Raw genomic sequence first — 22,508 nt, forward strand, 5'->3', positions numbered from 1 at the left:
CTCTGCTCGCGGTGCCACCCAACTTGACCATATCTGCCTTAAAAGCAAACACAGTCCGCTTGGTTCCGCGATAACGGGACGGTTCCCGGTTTATTTAGGGAGCAATTCGATTCCAGACGCTCTGGTCATAAACGCCTCCGAGTTGGATTCTCTTCATCGGCCTGATGCTCATGTTCGATTTCCAATTATTATAACCCGGCTGTAAGAAAATTACAATCCAGGCTTCCGATTATTCCAATTTAAATTTAAAACTGAGCAGTCCCACTTTTCTCATCGCTTGATAGACGACTACGGCAACCGGCCCGAGAATCAATCCCATGACACCGAAAAGCTTGAATCCGACGTACATGGAAATTAATGCAGCCAAGGCGTTAATTCCTACGGCGTTGCCGAGGACTTTGGGCTCAATAATTCGTCGGACGATCGAAATCAGCAGGAACATGACAACGAGTCCGCTGCCAAGAAACACACTGCCGGCTATGTACTCGTATACGGCCCAGGGTATGAGCACAGAGCCAGTGCCCAGAATGGGCAGAACTTCCACAACAACAATGAGCAGGGCGATCGCCAGCGGAAAATCCACGCCCAGAATGAGAAGGCCGAATAAAGTCATAACATAAGTAAGGAGGCTCAAAATGATTTGCGACAGCAGAAAACCGAATACAGCTCCCCTCAGCTTGCCGAGTACGGTATCCATTTTCGCCCGTGACGCAGGCTCGAACAGCCCGAGAAACGATTCCTTCAAGGAAGGCACGCCGAACGCGAACAAATAGACTGCCATCGTGTACACAATCAAATAGATAAATAAACCCGGAATCGTCTTGGCCACATTCAGGACATACGACGAGAAGCCCGCGATCAGGCTTTTCAGCGTGTCTGTCAGCGTATTAAATCCGCCTGCGAGCCACCCTTTCAGCCCTTCGGCAATATTGCCGGGTAGCGCGTTGTATAAACGGTCGGAGGCGTCCTGCAGATAAAGATTGGCATCATTCAGATACCTGGGCGCGTTGGCCGCAAAGGCCCCCAGTTCGGTGACGATTTTGAGGCCGATCAAATACGTCAGGAAGAGCGTCAGCAGGACGAACAGGCTGCACACGATCGAAGCCGCGGCCATGCGCCCCATTTTATTGTATTTCATGATTAACACAATCAGAGGATCCAGGAAGATGACGGTAACCAAAGCCAGCAAAAAGGGAGATCCTACGGTAAACAAACCATAAAGCAAAGCGAAGCCTGCAGCTAAAATCGCTAACGTTTGATATGGCATTCACGCTGCTCCTATTCCCACATGGATTTCATTGCTCCGTACTTTTCCATTATCTGAGAGTAGAGCTGCGGGTCTTCTTTTCTCAGCTTGTTCCTGACCTTCTTCCATGCCTGGGCTTCGGGCCCGTAATAGTCATATATGAGGTCCCACATCTCAGGGTCCTGCTCATGCACAAGCTCATACATACGCTGAACCACCTGTTTCGTGTCCAGCTGGGCGCCCGGTGTCCAGATCCGCTGCGGAAAGATGGCCTCAATTAAAGTACCCAGGTTAAACTCGAACACATAGTGGAGCTGCACACTCATCGGAGCGACGGATCTGGCGGCCTGCAGCCTTTTCTTTTTCACGGGGTCGTTGGTTTCGATATCAATTCCGTGCACCAGGTCCTGATAAGCTTTCAGGTGCTTCATCCCAAGCTCCGAATACACCGGATCGTCATCCTCGACAGGCGGAACGAACACGGTCGCCTCGTTAGCCCTCAGTCCGCCGCAGGCTCTCATGTTCTGGGTCGTATAAGTGATCAAATGATCATATACGACTTTGGTCGTCTTGAATTCAAACCTTGCATGCTCGCCGCGGAAAATAGCCAGAGTGTCGCCTTTGCGGATGATGCTGAGAGGCCTTTTCACGTTGTCCACATCAGGCTTGCCCAAATAAACGGCGGCTGAATGAGCCAAATAAGTGCGTTCGGGATCCGAATAACGGATCAGCTTTACATCAAACATGGATAACGCTTCCCCCTTTTGTCCGCCCCGATTAAACAGACGTTCCGGCAACATTATATCAAAATTGCGCCATTACGGTTAAATCAGCGCTGTTCTCTTTTTGAAGTCTACGCTTTTATAGTAAGAATCAGCCACCAGCAGATTCGGCCCGCAGCAGCTCGCCGCCGGGCAGTGGCAATTGACCGTTCCGTTCAGCGGATGGCCCGCCCAAGCCTCGAACACACCATCCAGCGTATCATCACGCGTTATGTTGCCCAAGGGCAGTAAATCCGCGAAATCCGTCACAAAAATATCGCCTGTAAACAAATTCACATTCAGCCGGTTGCGGCCGTCCGGATCGTTGCGTACCGTTACGTTCGGCTCTTCCCTTAATCTTTGCACCACACGGCGATCTTCAGGCGAATCGCTGCAGGCGAAGAAAGGAAGAGTGCCGAACAGCATCCAAAGCGAAGGATTGCGGTGATCGAGCAGAGCATGGATTGCCTGACGGAACTCATCTAATGAAAGGATCGGCAGACGGGAGGCGAATGCGCTTGGATACATCGGATGGACCTCATGCCTGCTGCAGCCCATCTCATCGATCAACCGGTGGATTTGCGGCAGCTTATCGCGGGTTCTATAGTTAATCATCGATTCGGCGGAAACGAACACACCGCCCTGGCTTAACGCCTTGGCATTGTCCATCATTCGCTCATACATCTTCCACGCCGTTTCCCTGGCAACCTGATGATGCGATCCGGCGAAACCGATTTCGTGAAAATCGTCGCCATTCAAGTAGTTAAAAGAAATGTGCATAACGTCCAGATACGGCGCCATCTCTTCATAACGCGATAAATCGAGCGTGATATTCGAGTTGATCTGGGACCGGACTCCGCGGTCCCTGGCGTATTTCAGCAGCGGAACGATGTACTCGCTTACCGTGTTTTTGTTATACGACGGTTCTCCCCCGGTGATGCTGATCGTTTCCAGATGCTCTACTTCGTCCAGCTTCTTGAAAATGAAAGAGAGGGGCAGCTTGGGTCCCTCTTTCATCGCGAGCGCGTCGCCTACCGCGCAGTGCTCGCATCTCATATTGCAAAGATTGGTGACCGTGAATTCGACGCTGGTCAGCACATGCCGGCCGTGCCGCGTCAAAGAGCGGATCGGATCCCACGGGTCATTGTGCGGGGTAAGCGGAGCCAGTCGCGCAATACCATTCTTGTCGTTCATGTACTTCACACCTGACTTAAAAAAATAAAAATCATTCCACATCGACGATCATGACCGACAGCTTTTTCGATAAATCGATCTCGTATGGAACTTCAAGCTTCTGTCCGGCCGCATCCTGCAGAATCCTTATAATCGGCCGCTGCGGGGATACCGAGTTCAGGTCGACTACCACGCCTTTCTCGAGTGTGCTCAAAGCAACGCCGGCACCGATCGGATAAATGGCCAGCTTGTCTCTGAACAGCTCGATCTTGTTCTTGTCATACAACGTCCCCGCTCCGGTGAAAAGAACCTCCAGCGCGCGGTGAGGCAGCATAGCCTTACGGTAAATCCGGTTGCTCGTCATCGCGTCGTAGGAGTCAACCATCCCTATCCAACGGGCGTAGTCATGGATTTCATCGCCTTTGATGCCTCGCGGATATCCGCTCCCGTCGATTCTTTCATGGTGCTGGTAGGCGCAGTGGGCCGAAAGCAGAGGAATATTGGGCTCATCCTTCAGCAGCGAGAAGCCAAGCTCGGAATGCTTCTTCACCGCGTCATATTCGTCATCACTGAGTTCACCGGGCTTCTGAAGCAGATTTGGGCTGATCAGGGTTTTCCCGATATCATGAAGCAGCGCTCCGAGACCGAGCGTCATTAACTCGTCCCTGGAATAACCGTATGCAATGCCTAACAATGTGGCATAAATGCAGACGTTCAAAGAGTGCTGATACAAATAGTGGTCGACGATGCAAATATTCGTAAGCATGATCATCGCGTCCTGGTGAGAGCTTAGATCGTCAATGATCATGGTCATTACGTTGCTGAAGGATTTTCCCAGATGATAGCTGGGCAATCTCTTCCGGTTGTTCTCATCCATCACCTTGCGGAAATTCAAGCGGATTTCGGAAATCGCCCGCAGACGGGTTTCATCCGAAATCGGGTCTAAGAAAGTAATATCGTCCGTGCTCGGCTCACTGATATATACGTTGAGAAATCCATGGCGCTTGAGAGCTTGCATCAAATTATGAGTCAATTCGACATTTTCACTCAGCAGCACCATACCGTCTTGGTTATAAATACTCTTGGCAAGCCTCATACCGGGAACCACGTTCTCCAGTGGCATTAGGCGCATAGACAGCCCCCGCGTTCCTAAATGTTGTAGTCTATTCCCTACTGTAATAGTTTCCTCCAAAATGTCAATAAGCGCCAAGAATCAATGTGAGAGAGGAAACGCCGCAGTCAAACGGGATCCGAATCACCATCGGACGCTATTTCAGCAAAAACAACCAGAAAATAATAGCCACAAGGAACCGGTAGTAAGCAAAATAGGTCAAGGAAGCCCTCTGCACAAACTTGATGAAGGTAACGACCGCCAAAAATGCGACAACAAACGACACAATAAAGCCTACTGCAAAAAATGCCAGGTAATCGGAGGAAAGGGAATGGTAGCTCTTGAGCAATTCATACCCGGCTGCGGCCGTCATAATCGGAATCGCGATGATAAACGTGAAGTCGGCGGCCGCGGCGCGGCTGGTGCCGGCAAGCATTCCGCCAGCCATCGTGGAACCCGAACGGGAAAAGCCGGGCCACAAGGAAAGGAATTGGGAGACCCCGATTAGGAAAGCTTGCTTGTATGTAATTTCATCCACATTGTCGGCCGTTACTCTAGGCTGGAATTTTTCGGCTATGATCATGAAAATACCGCCGAGCACCAACCCGATTACAACAGTGTAAGGAGAAAACAGATAGTCTTTAATGAAGTGTCTCGACATGAACGCGAGAAGCATGGTCGGCACGATAGCGACAAGAATGTGGACCAGGTTCATTTGAGGGCCGGTTGTCTTGATTTTGCTTAGACCGAATAGCGACAGGATCCTCTTCCAGTAAATAATGACCGCAGCCAGGATGGCTCCGAACTGGATAACCACTTCAAAAGACTTGTACAGTTCATCCTGTTCCGGGATATTGAGCAGTGAACTGGCAAGGATCATGTGCCCGGTCGAAGACACAGGCAAAAACTCGGTAAGACCTTCAACAATTCCGATAATAAATGCAACCCATAAACTTAACATAACTTCCTCCTGAGATTGTCTTTTTCCTGAAAAAACACCTTTTTAATTCTACATTGTACTTACACGGGATTCAAATAAAATAATTATAACGTCCTCCAGCGGGGAGTCTGTATCGCAGAACCGCCGCGGAAGCCGAGCAGAAGCTCTGCCAGAACCTTTCTGAGAAACTCCGGCAAATAATAGACGATGTCCGTCCCTTGCGCCAAGGAAAGATAGCCGATGCCGAAAGTGAACATATCGATCGTCCCGACGATGTATTCCTTTTCCGGGTCCAGAGGCTCCTCGCCTACCCACACGCTTCTCAGCTTGCTGTAAGGCGGCAGACCGTCGTCATATTCAATCGTCATGCCGTCTACACAGAGCGTGCCCAATTCTTTTCCGCGGAACCCGAAGCCGTAGATGCTCTTTTGGATAAATTCGGGCAAAAGCGACTCTTCCAGAGCTTGCACGATATACTTTCCTTTCAGCTTAATCCGGCACGGATTGATGGGCGAAGGGCAAATTTCAAGCAGCCTGCCCTGGGTCACTTTGCCCGGCTCCAGCCCTTCCAGAATTTGTCCGGCATTGACGATGCCGATGTCCGCTTTAGCCCAGCTCCGCAGCCCGGACGCTAAGAGATTACCGAGCGGAGACTCTTTTCCCCACGAAATCTCAAGTTTCTCCGGCAGGACGCACACGGACTGGTCCAATCTTGCCGCGGCCTTTTGCACATGCTCCTCAATAACCTGATCTATCTCGGCGGAAGGCTCTGCCGGTTCCGTTTCGATGCAGCAGCCCTTTACACGGCTGACGGCACGTGAGACAAGATCATATTCAACTTCCAGCATGCCGCAATAGTTGCCGAATTTGCCCGCGGCGCTGATCCATGTATTCCCGATCCTCCTCGGCGTTTCCAAAAGGTGGTGCGTGTGACCGCCCAGAATGAAATCAATCCCCGGGATCGTCTTGGCAATATGCTCGTCATCGCGGAGTCCAAGATGAGACATCAGGATAAGGATGTCCACCTGCGGCCGGATTCGCTCCACCCACAGCTGTATTTCCGACACAGGCTCCGACACCGTCCAGCCCAGCAGCTCGTAAAAATCCGAGAAAGCCGCAGTCGCGCCGATCAGGCCTATGGTAACCCCGTCTTTCTGCAGGATATCGTACGGCTTCATCCAGCGGGGGTGTTCCCCTGTGGATTGTTCCTTTAAGTTACAGCAGATCACCGTGAAAGGGGCGTCACTGTACAGCTGTTCCAATACGTCTGCAGAGAAAGTCAGCCCTTCGTTGTTCCCGGGAGTAACGGCGTCGTACCCGGTCCTTTGAAGGATATCTATATTAACCCTGCCGTCCGTCCCCTCGGTTTCCATCCGCATCCGATCCATATGGTCGCCAATGTCCAGTGTCAGCGTTTGGTGGGGCCCATACCCGGATCTAAGGCTTCGAAACAGAGTATCGACCTTGGCCGTTTGCTCCAGATGGCTGTGAATATCGTTCGTGTGAAGAATGAGGAGCTTGCCGGAATCGGACATTAGACCACCCCCTGCATTTTGTGATGTTTTATAGCGGTTTCTTCTTCAAATCGTTTGCGCTTAATTGATTGCGGTACCCGTACACAGCTTCCCGGCCCAACTGCGTATCGTGCAGCAGATAAAGAGCTGACACGCTTTTTACATTAAGGCAAGTACTGCTTCCGTCCGGCACGTAAAGTCGGATTGGATATCCTTTTTGCAACGGTTTGCCGTCCTGCTCGTACAAAAAAGCCGCTTTAGAAAGCTCGCTCCATGGAATCAACGCCTCAAACTCATCAGTTGCCCGGACTTTAATATGCGTGTAATTCACCCTATTGACCGATTCCACGCCTGCACGCGTGGTGGAGCCTTCCGCATCCGTGCCCGGTTTCCCGTTTTCCGCCGCTTCGCGCGATTCTCTCCATGCCCGGACCCACACCATGAAGTCAAAAGCCATCCCCGTTGTTCCCGGCACTCTCTCCGATATGTCAAAATGCTGCGGCGCCAGACCCGCCATCCTCTCTACGGTCATTTCTTCCTGGCCCGACAGTTCGTCAAATATACGTATCATAGCTTGCCGTCCTCCCGCTTCATTAAGGCTACTCCCATTATATCACTTCTATTTAAAAATATGATATGCTTAAAGGACCTTAGCCTACATAAGAATAGAGGTTTGACATGAGATTAACGATTTTTTTGTTTGCAGGTTTGGCTGACGCTTTCGGCGAGCCCTATCTGACCGTCGAAACGGAAATGGATACTATTGAAATAAAGGAACTTAAAGATCTGATCGCCTCGAGGTATCCGCAGCTGTCAGCCCATCTTCAAAGCGCCTTTTTCGCCAAAAATCAGGCCTACGCCGGTCCGGACGCCACGGTTTCCGAGGGAGACGAGATCGCATTGATTCCGCCTGTATCCGGAGGGGAAGAGCCTTCAGCCGATGAGCGCTTGTATGAAATCACTTACGATGAAATCTCCGTGGATGAGGTTACGCGCAAAGTGATCCATCCCCATCATGGGGCCTGCCTCACCTTTGTGGGCACAACTCGGGAATTCACGCAGGGAAAGCGGACCCTCCACCTTGAATATGAAGCCTACATTCCAATGGCCCGGCGTACGCTGAAGCAGATCGGCGAAGAAGTCGCCAGACAATGGCCAGGCACTCTATGCGCGATTTCCCACCGGTTGGGCAAAGTCGATATAGCGGAAATCAGCGTCATTATTACCGTTTCCTCTCCGCACCGCGCGGATTGCTATGAAGCCAGCAGATACGCCATTGAGAGGCTGAAGCAGATCGTGCCCATCTGGAAGAAAGAAATATGGGAAGACGGTTCGGAATGGAAAGGCCACCAAACAGGTCCATGGAATCCGATGGCTTCGATGAATCTATAACGGTGGTAAACAGTATCGATCGAAATTTCCTTGGGGGGAAGCTCAATACAACATTACATCAATTTACATTCACTGGAGGGTTTTTCATGCCTGAAACAATAGATACGGCAATTGATGCCAGATATTCCAGGCAAATGCTGTTCAAACCGATCGGACCGGAAGGGCAGGGCAAGCTGCAGCAATCCCGGGTTGCCATAGTGGGGATGGGGGCTTTGGGCTCGGTGCTCGCGAACCATATGGTTCGGGCTGGAGTAGGATATGTCCGGCTGATTGACAGAGACTTTGTCGAGCCGAGCAACCTCCAGCGCCAGATGCTTTATGACGAGGCAGACGCGCTGGCGTCCTCCCCAAAAGCAGAGGCCGCAGCCGCAAAGCTGAGGGAGATCAATTCCCTGGTCCGGATCGATGGGGTTGTAACCGATCTTAACACCATGAACGCCGAATCCCTGCTGGGCGAGGTCGATTTGATACTTGACGGGACCGACAACTTTTCGGTCCGGTTTCTTCTTAATGAGGTCAGCGTGAAGCTGGGCATTCCCTGGATATACGGAGGGGCTGTGGCTTCACGAGGAACAGCTTTCACGATAATACCGGGAACAACCCCCTGCTTGCGGTGTATTTTCGACGGAGCTCCCGCTCAGGGCACAACGGAAACGTGCGACACCTCGGGCGTCATCGGTTCCATCATTCATGTGGTCGCCTCCTATCAGGCGGCTGAAGCGCTCAAACTGCTCGTAGGGGACGCAGGCCGCCTAAACACCAAAATGATGCAGTGGGACCTTTGGTATAACCACTTCGGAGGAATCGACCTGTCGCAAGCGCGCAAAAGCGATTGTCCGGTGTGCGGCAAAGGAGAGTTTCCCTACCTGAATGCGAATATGGAAGAAGATACGATCCAATCGCTTTGCGGAAGGGATACCATCCAGATCGTGCCCGTGCGTCCTTCCACTTGGTCATTAGCCCAATGGGAGGAACGTTTAGCCCCTCTTGGCAATGTAGAGAGAAATCCGTTCTTGCTAAAATTCCATGCGAGCGAGCAGGTGAGGCTGGTGCTCTTCCCGGACGGACGGGTACTCGTGCAAGGTACGGATGACGTCACGGCCGCCAAGAGCTTGTACAGCCGCTACATCGGGATGTGATTTTAAGCTTTCTTTATCGTTCAAAAAAGCAAGAGACCGAAAGTTACGATCGGTCCCTTGCTTTATTCACGGGAAACGCCTGGTAAACCTGCGATTCTCGGCGGGCCCTTCCCTACTTGGCAGAACGAAGGGGACGCTATCTTTTTTTGTACTGCTTCTCACGTTTTAACCGCGAACCTTTTTAAAAGGAGCGCAGCTTGGTTGTAGTTGCTGTGTGATGCTGCAGTGGAGAGCTTGCATAAGGGGTGGAAGAGCAGAGCGTCCGCCTTTGAAATGGAGTACCTACCAATAAGCCTGATCCAAGGGGACTCCATTTCAACAGCGGATGGAGCCCATTATGCGAAGTTCGTAGTGATGTATCACTTAAAATCAACACAAAAAAGCCGGGATCTAAACAGATCGCGGCTAAAACTGCGTTACCCGATGGAACCTTCCATTTCAAACTTGATCAAACGGTTCATTTCCACGGCGTACTCCATAGGAAGCTCTTTCGTAAACGGCTCGATGAAGCCCATTACGATCATCTGGGTCGCTTCAGCTTCCGTTAAGCCGCGGCTCATCAGATAGAACAATTGATCCTCGGATACCTTGGATACGGTAGCCTCGTGCTCCAAAGTGATATTATCGTTCATGATTTCGTTGTATGGAATCGTATCCGAAGTGGATTCTTTATCCATAATCAGCGTGTCGCACTTGATGTTCGCTTTGGAACCCTGGGAGTTCCGTCCGAAGGTGGCAAGACCGCGGTAAGTCACTTTTCCGCCATGCTTGGAAATGGACTTGGACACGATGGTCGAAGTAGTATCCGGCGCCAGGTGAATCATTTTGGCTCCGGCGTCCTGATGCTGGCCTTTGCCCGCTACGGCGATCGAAAGCACGCTTCCTTTCGCTCCGCGGCCTTTGAGAATTACAGCTGGATATTTCATCGTGAGCTTGGAGCCGATGTTGCCGTCGACCCACTCCATCGTCGCATTCTCTTCTGCCACAGCACGCTTCGTTACCAGGTTGTAAATGTTAGGAGCCCAGTTCTGAATCGTAGTGTAGCGAGCGCGGGAATTCTTTTTACAGATGATTTCTACAACGGCGCTGTGCAGCGAGTTCGTGCTGTAGATCGGAGCGGTACAGCCTTCGACATAGTGAACGAAGCTGTCTTCGTCCGTAATGATCAACGTACGCTCGAATTGTCCCATGTTCTCGGAGTTGATGCGGAAGTAAGCTTGAAGAGGAATTTCACACTTCACGCCTTTCGGCACATAGATGAAGCTGCCTCCGGACCAAACCGCACTGTTCAAAGCAGCAAATTTGTTGTCCGCTGGCGGAACCACCGTACCGAAATATTCCTTGAAAATTTCAGGATGCTCGCGAAGAGCCGTATCCGTGTCTGTAAAAATAACGCCCTGATCCTCGAGATCCTTCTGCATACTGTGATATACAACCTCGGACTCATACTGTGCGGATACGCCTGCAAGGAACTTTTGCTCGGCTTCCGGAATTCCCAATTTATCGAACGTTTCTTTGATCTCGGAAGGAACTTCCTCCCATGTTTTACCTTGCTTCTCGGACGGCTTTACATAATATTGAATGTCGTTGAAATCCAGGTCTTCCATATTACCGCCCCAACGCGGCATCGGTTTCGATTGAAAAATCTCCAAAGACTTCAAACGAAAGTCCAGCATCCAATCCGGTTCGCCCTTCATTTTGGAAATTTCGGCGACGATGTCGCGAGTGAGACCTTTTCCCGTTTGGAAAACGGCCTTGTGCTCGTCACGGAAGCCATACTTGTAATCGCCGAGTTCCGGCATTTTTTTAGCCATCGTTGACAACCTCCTTATTTTATATCACTAATTACTCTTGCCAACTCTCACACCTATTCAAAAGCCGTCAGCAGCGGTTCTCCCGGCGCGCGGTTGCGGCGCTGCACGGCGGGTGGTCACACCCGGCTTACCCCTGTTTGCTCTGCTCAATTCCTTTGCGAAGCGCGTTCCAGGCCAATGTGGCGCATTTGATCCTTGCCGGAAACTTATTTACGCCCGACAGCGCCTCAATGTCTTCATACTCAAATTCCGCAGGCTCGCCTTTCATCAATCCGGAAAAATCATCAGCAATCCGCAGCGCCTCCTCGACAGATTTGCCTTTAACCGCATCAGACATCATCGAAGCCGAGGAAATACTTATAGAACAGCCTTCTCCCGTATGCTTCGCGTCCTTCACCATACCGTCCTCAATGCGAAGCTGCAGAGAAATCCGGTCTCCGCACGTAGGGTTATTCATATCAATCGTCAGAGCACCGTCTTCAAACTTTCCGCGGTTTCGCGGAGTTTTGTAATGATCCATGATAACTCTGCGGTAAAGATCATCCAGTTGCATCGTCGAAGTACTCCTTTGTCCTTAGTAACGCCGCTGCAAGCCGGTCGATATCTTCTTCCGTGTTGTACAGATAGAAGCTGGCTCTGGCGGTAGCCGATACCTGCAGCCATCTCATCAGCGGCTGGCAGCAGTGGTGCCCGGCTCTAATTGCCACACCTTCGGCGTCCAGTACGGTAGCGACGTCATGGGGATGAATATCTCCGAGGTTAAAAGTAATAAGTCCGCCGCGGTCCTTCTCCGGACCGTAAATAACCAGATTCGAAATTCCCGACAGCTTCTCCATGGCATACTGGGTAATCCGCCGGTCATGCTGATGGATTTCGTCCATACCGATCTGCTGCAAAAAATCTACAGCTGCTCCCAAACCCACGGCACCGGCGATAATCGGGGTGCCGCCCTCGAACCTCCATGGAAGGTCCTTCCATGTGGATTCATAGAGATCGACGAAGTCGATCATCTCGCCGCCGTACTCAAAAGGCTCCATTTGCTCGAGCAGCGCCTTTTTCCCATATAATACCCCAATTCCGGTAGGTCCACACATCTTGTGTCCTGAAACGGTATAGAAGTCGCAGTCCAGATCCTGCACGTCGACCTTCATATGTGGAGTACTTTGGGCGCCATCGATCAGGATTTTGGCCCCGTGACGGTGAGCGATCTCGGCGACAGCCTTCACCGGATTGATCGTTCCGAGAACGTTTGAAATATGGACGATCGCGACCATTTTGGTATTGGCAGTTATCGTTTGTTCAACGTCTGCAAGAGAAATCGTACCATCCTCCTGCATAGGAATATATTTCAAGGTAGCTCCGGTGGCCTTCGCCGCCTGCTGCCACGGGATCAAGTTGCTGTGATGCTCCATTGGAGTGATCACGATCTCGTCACCTTCGCCGCAGATCTTTCTGGCGTAACCGGAGGCAACCATATTGATTGCCGTTGTGTTGCCGCGAGTAAAGATAATTTCCCCTGTCGTTTGCGCATTGAGGAACCGGGCCAGCTTTTCCCTTGCGCCCTCATAAGCGTCGGTGGCTCTGGAGCCCAAAGTATGAACGCCGCGGTGAACATTGGAATTATCCCACTCGTAATACTTCTTCACTGCCTCTATGACCGCCCGCGGCTTCTGGGAGGTCGCGGAGCTGTCCAAATAGACCAGCGGATGACCGTTTACGGATTGATGAAGGATGGGAAACTGTTCACGTATGTCGGCTGTGTTCATTGTCCTAACTTCCTTTCCACCATGCTTTGCAGCTGCGATTCCAAATTGGCTAACGGAATTTCGGAAACGACCGGGGCAAGGAACCCGTAAATGATCAAACGCTGCGCTTCTTCTTTGGTGACTCCCCGGGACATCATGTAGAATACCTGATCGGGATTGACTTGGCCTACGCTGGCCGCATGGCCCGCCTTTACGTCATCCTCGTCGATGAGCAGGATCGGGTTCGCGTCTCCGCGGGATTTCGGACTCAGCATAAGCACCTTCTCCGTCTGCTGTCCGTTGGCCCCGGTAGCGCCCTTCTCGATCTTCGTGATGCCGTTGATAATGGCTGTCGCTTCGTCCCTCATTACGGCACGGGTAATCATGTCGCTGTTCGAGCTTAGTCCGAAATGGACGGCTTTGGTCGTAATGTTCAGCTTTTGGCTGCCGGAACCGACGCATATGACTTTCGCATCCGAATTCGAACCGTTGCCTCTGAGCACCGAGGTGGTGTCGGAAACGGCGTTTCCTTCATTCATTTCGCCGATAACCCAGTTGATCTGCCCGTCGTTCTCCACAAGGGCGCGGCGGAAGGTCAGGTCCGTAACCTGTTCTCCAAAATGGTGCACCGATGCGAAATTCACTTTGGCTCCTGATTTGACGACAACTTCAACGATGCCGTTCTGTACCAAAGGTCCGCCGGTCCCCGCCGATGTAAAATTATCCACGTAGGTTACGGAAGAATTCGCCTCGGCTATAACCAGAATGTGAGGGGATAAGCTCGCTTCCGCATCGTCGGTGAGAAACAGCGCTTGAAGCGGCACTTCCACCTGAACGTTTTTGGGAACATAAAGGAATATCCCCCCGCTCCACATAGCGGAATGAAGCGCCGTCAGCTTGTGTTCATCGGCTTTGATTACCTGCATGAAATGGTTGCTGATAATGTCTCCATGCGTCTTCAAAGCTTCCTGCAGGGAAGCAAACACGACGCCCTGCTTCTTCACTTCCTCGGACAGCTGGCTGTATACCACATTGGAATTCCGCTGTACGATCAGGCATTCGGATAAAGTCTCCCCTTCCGGCTTCAGCAGCTTGGCCGCCGTCTCCGGCAGCTCATCAATCGATGTTATGGGCTGCGCCGATTTATAGGATCCGAAGGAGTCCAGGTTCCAACGGTCAATTCTTGTTTTCTCCAACCGGGGCAGTTCCAACGATCCTGCCAGCTCCAAGCCCCTAAGACGAAGCCGGGTCATCCATTCCGGCTCGGCCGCCGCCTGGGATCCGGTCTCGATAGTATTCCGGTCGATGGGAAGAATGGTTTCTGTACTCATGGTTTTCCTCCTAAAATCTCGCCTCAATTATATTTCGGTGCTGTCGTGTTCATGGGTACTTTGAAATCCTCTTCTTCCTGGCCAACCGTTTCATCGACGATGCCCAGTTCCTCTTTCACCCAATCATACCCTTCCTTCTCCAGACGCTCAGCGAGTTCAGGGCCTCCGGACTTAACGATGCGTCCCTGCATCATCACGTGTACGAAATCAGGCTTGACGTAGTCCAACAGACGCTGGTAGTGGGTGATGATCAGGAACCCGCGCTCTTCGGAACGAAGGGAATTGACACCTTCCGCCACAATTCTGAGCGCGTCGATATCCAGGCCGGAATCGATCTCGTCCAGGATTACGATCTGCGGCTCCAGAAGCAGCATCTGTAAAATTTCGTTGCGCTTCTTCTCCCCGCCGGAGAAGCCTTCGTTCAAATAGCGGTGCATGAACTCGGGATTCATCTCCAAAGTCTTCATTTTGCCTTCCATTTGGCGGATAAATTTGATTAGCGAAATCTCGTTTCCTTCTCCGCGTCTTACGTTGATCGCGCTGCGAAGAAAATCCGCGTTGGTGACGCCTGTGATTTCGCTCGGATACTGCATAGCCAGAAACAGTCCGGCACGCGCCCTCTCATCGACAGCCATGTCCAGAACATCTTCACCGTTCAAAGTTACGGATCCTTCGGTCACTTCATATTTGGGATGGCCCATCAAAGTGGATGCCAGCGTACTTTTACCCGTTCCGTTCGGCCCCATGATGGCATGAACTTCTCCGCCCTTGATTTCCAAGTTCAGGCCCTTCAAAATCTCTTTTCCTTCAATAGCCGCTTTCAGGTTTTCTATCGTAAGTTTCGGTGAAGTACTCATTTGCTTGCATTCCTCCGTGAATTGTTAATTTAATTTTATTTTATCTAAATAATCATTCTAAAATGATTATCAGTGATTCTCAATGATATTATTTTATTATAACCTATACATGGAAAACAATAAAGAACCTTTTCAACCGCCCATTTTCATAAAATTTCTGTTATTGCAGCTCCCTCTTCAACTCATGCACCCTACGGTTCATTTCTTCTTCGGGCAGCACGGGCTTCGTCCCCCGCCGACCCTTGACCCCCTGAAGCTGAACCCATGACTTGCAGCCAAGGTATTCCGGTTTCACCGGCAGCGCAATAGTCTCATCCAAAACATATACCCGCAGAACCAGCACATGAAGCGGCTGCTTTCGTTTCCATCTCAACCTTTCGTCCGCGAATTCATCCGTCCAGATATGAAAAGGGGCCAGCTTGTCCAGCTCTTCCCGGGTTCCAATCTCGAGATCCTCAATCAACTCCGCGTGCAGGCGGATCTGGACATCACTATCTTCCGGGGACCATCCCCGAAGCGTTTCCTCGACATAATGCCGGTGATCATCCTTCAATAGATGGGCTCTTTGATGCTCGTAAGTCGGATATAAGAAAAAGGAATTCCCCTGCACCCGGAAATCTTTTGTTTCCTCTATGATGCCCCCTTTTCTCAATAATACGACCTGCTGTCCGTCCTCCATAGCTTTAAGGGCCGAAGCCCATTCCTTCAAAGCCAAAGCCGATTCGTCCATAAGATGCCCCCACCTCGTTTTTCCGTTACTGAAATCACTCTCTATTATAGAATTGTCGAGGAGCGCATGCAAATCGCTGACCATATGCGCTCTATTAAAATGCCGTAAACGTTCATGGCGCGGCTGCTCTATTTTGGCTCAGGCTATTCCCTGGAACAGCAAATTCATCTATACTAATTGGAAACTAATTGTTTTGAGTCAGGGGGAGTTCCATGTCCACATATCATCCTTTTTCGGAAAACGAAGCGATAGAGTACGCGAGAAGCATTCCGGACCTGTTCGACGGCGAAGCCGAGCTGCACTGCCGCGAAATCGGGGACGGCAACTTGAATCTTGTATTTCATATAACCGACGCCCGTTCGGACAAAAGCATCGTCATCAAGCAGGCGCTTCCTTACGCCAAGGTGGTCGGCGAATCCTGGCCGCTGTCGCTGGACAGGGCGAGGATCGAGAACGAAGCTTTATTGCTCCACGGCGACATCTGCCCGGGCCTCGCGCCCAAGGTCTACGCGTACGAGCCGGATCTGGCCATGACGGCAATGGAGGATTTAAGCGACCATGTCATCATGCGAAAAGGGTTGATCGAACGCAACAAGTATCCGTTATTCTCCGAGCATATCGCAACTTTCCTGGCGCGCACACTGTTTTACACTTCAGACTTTGGCAGCAACCAGCAGGAGAAAAAAATGCGTTTGAAGACTTTCGTCAATCCCGATCTGTGCAAAATCACGGAGGATCTGATCTTCGACCATCCTTATACTAACGCGGAGACCAATAATTTCGAGGCTGCGATAAAGGATGAGGCCGAAGCTTTGCGCGGCGACACCGCGCTGCATTTCGAAGTTGCCCTGCTGCGCCACGCTTTTTTGACGAAGGCCCAATCGCTGCTGCATGGGGACCTGCACACGGGAAGCATTTTTATAACCAAGGAATCCACCAAAGTGATCGACCCGGAGTTCGCTTATTACGGCCCGATGGGCTTTGATATCGGCGCGGTAATCGCTAATCTGCTGTTGAATTATGCCGGACAGGAAGGCTGGAGCGCCGACGCGGAGAGCCGCGGCTCCTATAGGCAGTATCTGCTTCAAACGGTGAAGGAAGTGTGGTCGAACTTTGAGCAGGAATTCCGTTCCTTGTGGCAGCAGCACGGGGCGGATCGGATGTTCTCGACGCCTCAGTTCCAGGAGCATTTTATAAGCGGGCTTCTTCAGGAGACAATCGGTTTTACCGGCGCCAAAATGGTCCGCAGAATCGTCGGATTGGCCCATGTGGCGGACATCGACGGGATTGAGGATGACGCGGCTAGAGAAAAGGCGCAGCGACTCGCTCTATCGATCGGGAAAGCGGCGATTAAGCACCACAGAAAATCGGCGTCCATTGAAGAATTGATCGATATTGCCAAACTATACACTCAATAATGTTGGAGGTGTCTCTACATGGGCCTACAGGAAACTCAAAATTGGTTGCAGTCGCTGCGCTGGAACCGGGATCATCTTGAACTGCTGGATCAGCGGCTGCTTCCTGAAGATATCGTTTATCTGGATCTTACTACAGCGGAGGAGGTGTGGGAGGCCATCTCCCGGCTGAAGGTCAGAGGGGCTCCCGCGATCGGCATCGCTGCTGCTTTCGGAATTTATCTGGGGGTCAGAAGCCTGTCATCCACCGGGTCGCAAACGGAGGATTACCGGCTGTTTCAGGAAAATGTCGTGAGGCAAGCGGAATATTTGGCTACATCGAGACCGACAGCCGTTAACCTGTTCTGGTCGCTGGACCGGATGAAAAACCGCGCGGCCCAGCTCGTCTCGGGCGAAGAAAAACCCGCGCTGGACGCTTTGAAAAATGCGCTTTTGGAAGAAGCGAGACAAATTCAAGCCGAGGACGAGGAAACGTGCCGGATGATCGGCGAGTATGCACTTACCCTGTTCGAGGACGATATGGGTGTGCTGACCCACTGCAATGCCGGCGGGCTGGCTACCGCGAGATACGGTACGGCGCTGGCGCCTTTTTACCTTGCCAAAGAAAAAGGCTGGGACATTAAAGTATTTGCAGATGAAACCCGGCCCGTTCTGCAAGGCGCGCGGCTCACCGCTTTCGAGCTGCAGCAGGCCGGCGTGGATGTAACGCTGATTTGCGACAATATGGCCGGTTCGGTGATGGCCAAAGGCTGGATTCAAGCGGTCATCGTGGGAACCGACCGGGTCGCCGCAAACGGCGATGTGGCCAACAAGATCGGCACTTACAGCGTAGCCGTCCTGGCCAAGGCGCACGGCATCCCGTTCTATGTCGCGTGCCCGATGTCTACCATCGATCTAAACACGCCCAGCGGTGCGGAGATCCCGATCGAAGAGCGGCATGAAGCGGAAATCACCGAAGGGTTCGGCAAGAGGACCGCACCTCAGGGGATTAAAGTGTTCAACCCGGCCTTTGACGTGACTCCCCATGAGTACGTGACTGCGATTATTACGGAAAAGGGTATCGTACGCGCGCCTTATTCCGAGAATCTCAGAAAATTGTTTGAGGACTGATTACGGGGAAATAGCGCTTCAGACGGAAGAGATATCCGTAATTGCTGTCCAAAGGCAATATCAATGGAAGTAAAACGCCTAACGGCGTCCTTTAGAACTTTGCAGCAGAAATAAAGGAATTTTATTCCGCTAATGCGGTATTTCCCGGTTATTGCCCAGAATTAACGCACTGCGCTTCCGATATTTATGGCCAAAACGCTGGCCTGGATGGGTAAAAATCCATTAACGCGAATGCACCATTCAGAGTTGTACCCGCCACTGCATAGAGCACGCTGCCCTCGGATTTATACTTTCAAGCTTATACCTCGAGCCCTACGGTTTGAAGCCATGCTTTTGCGATCAGCATATGTCCTGCCGGGGTGGGATTAACTCCGTCTGCGGCCCAATATTCGCCTGGAACCAGAGTGGAAGCCTGGGCAAACAGGCCGTCCAACGGTACCAGCAGCGTTTTGAATTCCTTCGCCAGCCGGCGCACCGCCTGAATTTTGGGATCCAAATCTTCACGCCATTGCTCTTGTCCTTCCTTAACCGGCAGCACGAACGGCTCGAGCAGGATAATTTGGCTGCCCACTGCTTCTCTGGTGCGGTTCAACAGATCCCGATATCCTTCCTCAAAGGCTTCCGCCGAAGTAGGGTCATTGCTGTCATACCGTCTCCAGGTATCATTAATGCCTATGTAGATAGAAACCCAATCAGGCTTCAGGTCCAGGCAGTCCAACCGCCAACGGCCCTGCAAATCTTTTACCCGGTTGCCGCTGATCCCGCGGTTCTTGAACGTGACTTGTCTCTCCGGATATTTGGATCCCAATAAAGCGGCCGCCATCAGCGCATAGCCTTTTCCTAAATCCGCGCTGTCTCCGATGCTCCGTCCCGCGTCTGTAATGCTGTCTCCCTGGAAAACCACGACATCGTTGGATTTTATTCTTACGTCCAATTCCGTTCCTCCTTAGGCATTATTCCGTTCGGATAAATAGAGCATTCTTTCGCCGGGCGCAAACATTTTGAACCGCTGTCCCGGATATTCATGATATAAATAGTCCACAAAGTAAGCAGGGTTCTCGGAGTTGCTCCGGAACAGGTCATAGTGCAAAGGAATCAACAGATCCGCGCCGATCGCAGCCCCTAAGTCGGCCGCTTCCCGGTAATTCATATTCCCTGCCAGATTGGCCGCGCGGCGCTTCCAATCTCTCCCGTTGATCGGCACACAGGCCACTTCGACGTCGAATGCCTTCAGGCTTTCCGGCAGCTCGTCGTAGACGATGGTATCACCGGCATGATAGAGAGTGACTCCGTTCGCTTCAAGAATATATCCAAGAAACTTGTGGTTTCCTTCCCCGTCGTATTCGAACGTTTCATGGGCCGCAGCCACAGGAAAAATACGGGCTCCTTCTGCAAAAATGACCTCTCCCGCTTTGGCCGAAATGATCCGGTTATCCTCAATGCCGAGATCGATCAACGTTTGCCGGCAATGAGGCGGTACAATATATTTGGACTGGGGCGAAATCCGGGAGATCGCCTGGAGCGTAGCGGGATCGAGATGATCGCCATGGTCATGAGTAATGATTACGTAATCAGCATTGGAAACATGCTCCGGAAGAATAGGCGATTCGAAAGCTCTCGGAGCGCTGCCGCTCCCGTTTAAAGCATCGGTCAAATAAGGATCGAAGTAGAACATGCTGCTGCCGCCCTTTACGGCAAAGCCCAACTGCCCTAAATGCCAAAGGCCCAACTCTTTGTTATTCACTTCGGTGCCGTTCATCTGCTCGATGAGCGATTGCCCGGTGACCCCTTTTTTGTAATCCTTGTACAAACTTCAGCCCCCCTGTCTAATTGTGGACATCTGCCGGTACCTGTTGCTCAATAGTTCTGCACACGCCGCACAAAGGCCTGCGTTTTTAAACAGCCTCGGCGGACTTGCCGCATATGGTCCTGTTTTTGCCGCTTCTTTTGGCTGCGTAAAGCGAAGAATCAGCTCCTTTGAAGAGCTTTTCCTTCCCTGTGTTGGCCTCGTATTGTTGAAGCCCCGCGGACAAGGTCACCGCTTGATACCCCAGTTCTTCATGGACAATCGCGCTCACTTCCCGCCGGATTCGCTCCACAACCGTGTAGGCTTCTTCAAAGCTGCAGTCCGCAAATATGATTGCAAATTCCTCACCGCCGTACCTTGCGGCAAAATCGTTGGGCCTCAGCTTATCGCGGATGACCGCCGCCACACGAACCAAGACGGAGTCTCCGGCACGGTGTCCGTACTCGTCATTGACCCTTTTGAAATTATCGATATCCAGGACGGCCAGCAGAATCGGAAACTTGTATTGCGCATTCTGTTCAATCAGGTTATCCAGATATTCATGGAATGTCATATGGTTATACAATTCGGTCAGGGTGTCCATCTTTGACAGCTTGTCCATCAGGATGTTGCGTACCATCAATTCCTGCTTGGTCACCAGCGTTTCTTGCAGCGAGTCGAAAACTTCCTTTCCCCTGTCCACTATCATCTTGGCCATATAAGCGCCGCCCACTAGAATGACGAGCACGCACCAGAAATCGTTGGCAGTCATATGGGCTTGCATAACAGGGTGTAGTAAATAAATAACCGCAAATGAAAGAACATTCAGCACGCAGCTGGCCAGCAAAAATTTTTTGTTCAAATAAAAGACGGAACCCAGCATCGGAATGCCGTACAGCGAAATGATGCCGTGCACTCCTGCATGCGCCAGAATCGTTATATTGGTCAGCGCCGCTCCCGTAAGGACAAAAAACATGGGCCGCGGACGCCTGGCACGGCGGTTAATCCACTCTGCGAGCAGCATCAACAGAAGATACAATGAGGCAGAGGCCTCCCACGCGATCCAGTGGCTGCCGGATTGCGGCGGGGAAGCCAACAGATAAACCATCTCGATCGAAAAAACCGTCCCGATAACAAACCAGTATGCTTTTAAAATCCTTGCATTCAACAGCTTTACGCTGTCAATGGAATCATGCTCCATGTATTCATCTCCCTAAAACCTGTCGCCATTGCATATTGCGATAACAAGCTGGTAAGGAACCCGAGGTTTTTATGTATTTTTACAAATTATTCCTTTTACTATTATCTTGCTATCTATCTTGCTTATGTTCAATCAATTGTCTTTACCCAAAATTTACGCCATCTAAACATTTGTTTTGAAATTTCTTCATTGAGCAAGCCAGCTGTAGAGAGGGATCACGAGTACGGACGTCACAATGGCGTTCATCGCCATGCAGAAGCCGCTGACGCTGCCCTGCAGCTCCGAGTCCTGCAGCACGCGCCCCGTGCCGATGCCATGGCATATCGTTCCAACAGCGGTGCCGATGGCGATATCCGACCGGATGCCGGCCAGCTTCAGCACTTCCGGCCCTACCATGCTGCCCAGCAGCCCCGCCAGCACGGTCACTACGGCGCCCAGCTCGGGCACTCCTCCCAGATTGCGCACAATCTCTATAGCCACCGGTGAGGTCACTGACCTGGGCAGCAGAGTCAGCAGCAGCTCCCTGGACCCGTGCAGCAGCCATACGAACAGCGCTGTCGTTGCCAGCGAAGAGACGCTGCCGGCTACAAGAGCAGCCATAATAGGAAGAAAATGCTCCTTGATTCTCGCTGCGTTCTTATACAGCGGTACGGCCAGGGCGACGGTGGCGGGTCCCAGAAAGAAGCTCAGCATCTGCCCGCCGATCTGATATTCCTGGTAAGGAATCCGGGCGGCCAGCAGCAAAAGCATGACTGCCCCCGAGGTGACAAACAGCGGATGAATCCACTTCCACTTCCGGCGCAGCGCGAGCGCAGCCGCATATGCGGTTAATGTCACAGCCACCCCGAAAGCCGGGGATTGAACCAACTCAGAGGGAATCGGGTTCATTGCGGCCATCCTCCTTTTTTTCGAGTGCTTTGGCTGCACTTCCCGTAATGAGCAGAAGCAGAAGGGTTCCTCCTACCAGGCAAACGACAAGCAGCTCCCACTGCGCTCGGAACAGCGGAAAAAAGACGATGGTCCCTACGATAAAAGGCGCGAAAAAAAGCATCAAATGCTTGAGCAAAAATTGTGCTGCGTCTTCCACCCATTCCAGTTTGAAAGTCTTGGTAAACAGCCCCAGCGTCAGCAGCAACAGCCCGATAACATTGGCCGGCAGAGGAATGCCCAAAACCGTCCGCAGCACGATGCCCGAAAAATAAAACAGTGTCAGAATAGCCAATCCGGTCATGATGTCCACTCC

General features: G+C 51.6%; 22 protein-coding genes. 4 read left to right on the forward strand and 18 right to left on the reverse strand.

The window, feature by feature from the left end:
* Window positions 1-229: 229 nt before the first annotated feature.
* The 7 genes from ytvI to ACZ5N7_RS09785 all read right to left on the reverse strand — a co-directional run bounded on the left by ytvI (window position 230) and on the right by ACZ5N7_RS09785 (window position 7,316).
* Window positions 230-1,267 (reverse strand): sporulation integral membrane protein YtvI, encoded by a 1,038-nt coding sequence (gene ytvI, locus ACZ5N7_RS09755; RefSeq protein WP_464653988.1) that lies wholly within the window; start codon window positions 1,265-1,267, stop codon window positions 230-232.
* An 11-nt stretch (window positions 1,268-1,278) separates the two neighbouring features.
* Window positions 1,279-1,992 carry an FAD-dependent thymidylate synthase gene (locus tag ACZ5N7_RS09760; RefSeq protein WP_464653989.1) on the reverse strand — a complete coding sequence of 238 codons (714 nt, stop codon included), beginning with the start codon at window positions 1,990-1,992 and terminating at the stop codon, window positions 1,279-1,281.
* A 78-nt stretch (window positions 1,993-2,070) separates the two neighbouring features.
* Complete coding sequence (gene yfkAB / locus ACZ5N7_RS09765; protein ID WP_464653990.1) at window positions 2,071-3,201, reverse strand: radical SAM/CxCxxxxC motif protein YfkAB; 1,131 nt, start codon at window positions 3,199-3,201, stop codon at window positions 2,071-2,073.
* Window positions 3,202-3,232: 31 nt separating this feature from the next.
* The gene (locus ACZ5N7_RS09770; protein ID WP_464653991.1) at window positions 3,233-4,312 is read right to left on the reverse strand and encodes an HD-GYP domain-containing protein; all 1,080 of its coding nucleotides are present in this window, start codon (window positions 4,310-4,312) and stop codon (window positions 3,233-3,235) included.
* 136 nt (window positions 4,313-4,448) lie between these two features.
* A complete protein-coding gene (locus ACZ5N7_RS09775; protein ID WP_464653992.1) occupies window positions 4,449-5,252 on the reverse strand; it encodes an undecaprenyl-diphosphate phosphatase in 804 nt (267 codons plus the stop codon).
* 83 nt (window positions 5,253-5,335) lie between these two features.
* A complete protein-coding gene (locus ACZ5N7_RS09780; protein ID WP_464653993.1) occupies window positions 5,336-6,766 on the reverse strand; it encodes a bifunctional metallophosphatase/5'-nucleotidase in 1,431 nt (476 codons plus the stop codon).
* A 28-nt stretch (window positions 6,767-6,794) separates the two neighbouring features.
* Window positions 6,795-7,316, reverse strand: coding sequence for a hypothetical protein (locus ACZ5N7_RS09785; RefSeq protein WP_464653994.1), 522 nt, complete (start codon window positions 7,314-7,316; stop codon window positions 6,795-6,797).
* A gap of 107 nt (window positions 7,317-7,423) precedes the next feature.
* On the opposite strand from ACZ5N7_RS09785, the gene ACZ5N7_RS09790 reads away from it, so the two are divergent.
* Together ACZ5N7_RS09790 and ACZ5N7_RS09795 are read left to right on the forward strand one after the other, a co-directional pair.
* On the forward strand, window positions 7,424-8,137 hold the full coding sequence (locus ACZ5N7_RS09790; protein ID WP_464653995.1) for a molybdenum cofactor biosynthesis protein: 714 nt from the start codon (window positions 7,424-7,426) through the stop codon (window positions 8,135-8,137).
* An 86-nt stretch (window positions 8,138-8,223) separates the two neighbouring features.
* Window positions 8,224-9,276 carry a ThiF family adenylyltransferase gene (locus ACZ5N7_RS09795; protein WP_464653996.1) on the forward strand — a complete coding sequence of 351 codons (1,053 nt, stop codon included), beginning with the start codon at window positions 8,224-8,226 and terminating at the stop codon, window positions 9,274-9,276.
* 416 nt (window positions 9,277-9,692) lie between these two features.
* Here the strand turns inward: ACZ5N7_RS09795 and sufB are convergent, their stop codons facing one another.
* The 6 genes from sufB to ACZ5N7_RS09825 all read right to left on the reverse strand — a co-directional run bounded on the left by sufB (window position 9,693) and on the right by ACZ5N7_RS09825 (window position 15,753).
* The gene (gene sufB, locus ACZ5N7_RS09800; protein WP_464653997.1) at window positions 9,693-11,090 is read right to left on the reverse strand and encodes a Fe-S cluster assembly protein SufB; all 1,398 of its coding nucleotides are present in this window, start codon (window positions 11,088-11,090) and stop codon (window positions 9,693-9,695) included.
* Window positions 11,091-11,217: 127 nt separating this feature from the next.
* Window positions 11,218-11,643, reverse strand: coding sequence for a Fe-S cluster assembly sulfur transfer protein SufU (sufU, locus tag ACZ5N7_RS09805; RefSeq protein ID WP_464653998.1), 426 nt, complete (start codon window positions 11,641-11,643; stop codon window positions 11,218-11,220).
* Window positions 11,630-12,856 (reverse strand): cysteine desulfurase, encoded by a 1,227-nt coding sequence (locus ACZ5N7_RS09810; RefSeq protein ID WP_464653999.1) that lies wholly within the window; start codon window positions 12,854-12,856, stop codon window positions 11,630-11,632. The genes sufU and ACZ5N7_RS09810 overlap by 14 nt, the downstream gene beginning before the upstream one ends.
* Window positions 12,853-14,166 (reverse strand): Fe-S cluster assembly protein SufD, encoded by a 1,314-nt coding sequence (sufD, locus tag ACZ5N7_RS09815; RefSeq protein ID WP_464654000.1) that lies wholly within the window; start codon window positions 14,164-14,166, stop codon window positions 12,853-12,855. Before sufD ends, ACZ5N7_RS09810 begins: the two co-directional genes overlap by 4 nt.
* Window positions 14,167-14,189: 23 nt before the next feature.
* The gene (gene sufC, locus ACZ5N7_RS09820; RefSeq protein WP_464654001.1) at window positions 14,190-15,023 is read right to left on the reverse strand and encodes a Fe-S cluster assembly ATPase SufC; all 834 of its coding nucleotides are present in this window, start codon (window positions 15,021-15,023) and stop codon (window positions 14,190-14,192) included.
* A 160-nt stretch (window positions 15,024-15,183) separates the two neighbouring features.
* Window positions 15,184-15,753, reverse strand: a complete 570-nt coding sequence (locus ACZ5N7_RS09825) for a DUF1802 family protein (RefSeq protein WP_464654002.1) — start codon at window positions 15,751-15,753, stop codon at window positions 15,184-15,186.
* A 212-nt stretch (window positions 15,754-15,965) separates the two neighbouring features.
* Here ACZ5N7_RS09825 and mtnK point away from each other — a divergent pair, with 212 nt between their 5' ends.
* Both mtnK and mtnA read left to right on the forward strand, forming a co-directional pair.
* Entirely contained in the window at window positions 15,966-17,171 is a 1,206-nt protein-coding gene (gene mtnK / locus ACZ5N7_RS09830; RefSeq protein WP_464654003.1) for an S-methyl-5-thioribose kinase, read from the forward strand.
* Window positions 17,172-17,189: 18 nt separating this feature from the next.
* Window positions 17,190-18,278 (forward strand): S-methyl-5-thioribose-1-phosphate isomerase, encoded by a 1,089-nt coding sequence (mtnA, locus tag ACZ5N7_RS09835; RefSeq protein WP_464654004.1) that lies wholly within the window; start codon window positions 17,190-17,192, stop codon window positions 18,276-18,278.
* A 298-nt stretch (window positions 18,279-18,576) separates the two neighbouring features.
* On the opposite strand, the gene ACZ5N7_RS09840 is transcribed toward mtnA, so the two are convergent.
* The 5 genes from ACZ5N7_RS09840 to ACZ5N7_RS09860 form a co-directional block, all read right to left on the reverse strand.
* Window positions 18,577-19,212 (reverse strand): SGNH/GDSL hydrolase family protein, encoded by a 636-nt coding sequence (locus tag ACZ5N7_RS09840; protein ID WP_464654005.1) that lies wholly within the window; start codon window positions 19,210-19,212, stop codon window positions 18,577-18,579.
* Window positions 19,213-19,224: 12 nt separating this feature from the next.
* Entirely contained in the window at window positions 19,225-20,088 is an 864-nt protein-coding gene (locus tag ACZ5N7_RS09845) for an MBL fold metallo-hydrolase (protein WP_464654006.1), read from the reverse strand.
* An 85-nt stretch (window positions 20,089-20,173) separates the two neighbouring features.
* On the reverse strand, window positions 20,174-21,265 hold the full coding sequence (locus ACZ5N7_RS09850; RefSeq protein WP_464654007.1) for a GGDEF domain-containing protein: 1,092 nt from the start codon (window positions 21,263-21,265) through the stop codon (window positions 20,174-20,176).
* Window positions 21,266-21,451: 186 nt separating this feature from the next.
* Complete coding sequence (locus ACZ5N7_RS09855; protein WP_464654008.1) at window positions 21,452-22,153, reverse strand: LrgB family protein; 702 nt, start codon at window positions 22,151-22,153, stop codon at window positions 21,452-21,454.
* Complete coding sequence (locus ACZ5N7_RS09860) at window positions 22,134-22,496, reverse strand: CidA/LrgA family protein (RefSeq protein WP_464654009.1); 363 nt, start codon at window positions 22,494-22,496, stop codon at window positions 22,134-22,136. The genes ACZ5N7_RS09855 and ACZ5N7_RS09860 overlap by 20 nt, the downstream gene beginning before the upstream one ends.
* Window positions 22,497-22,508: the final 12 nt, after the last annotated feature.

Source organism: Paenibacillus sp. JCM 18996 (assembly GCF_055392555.1).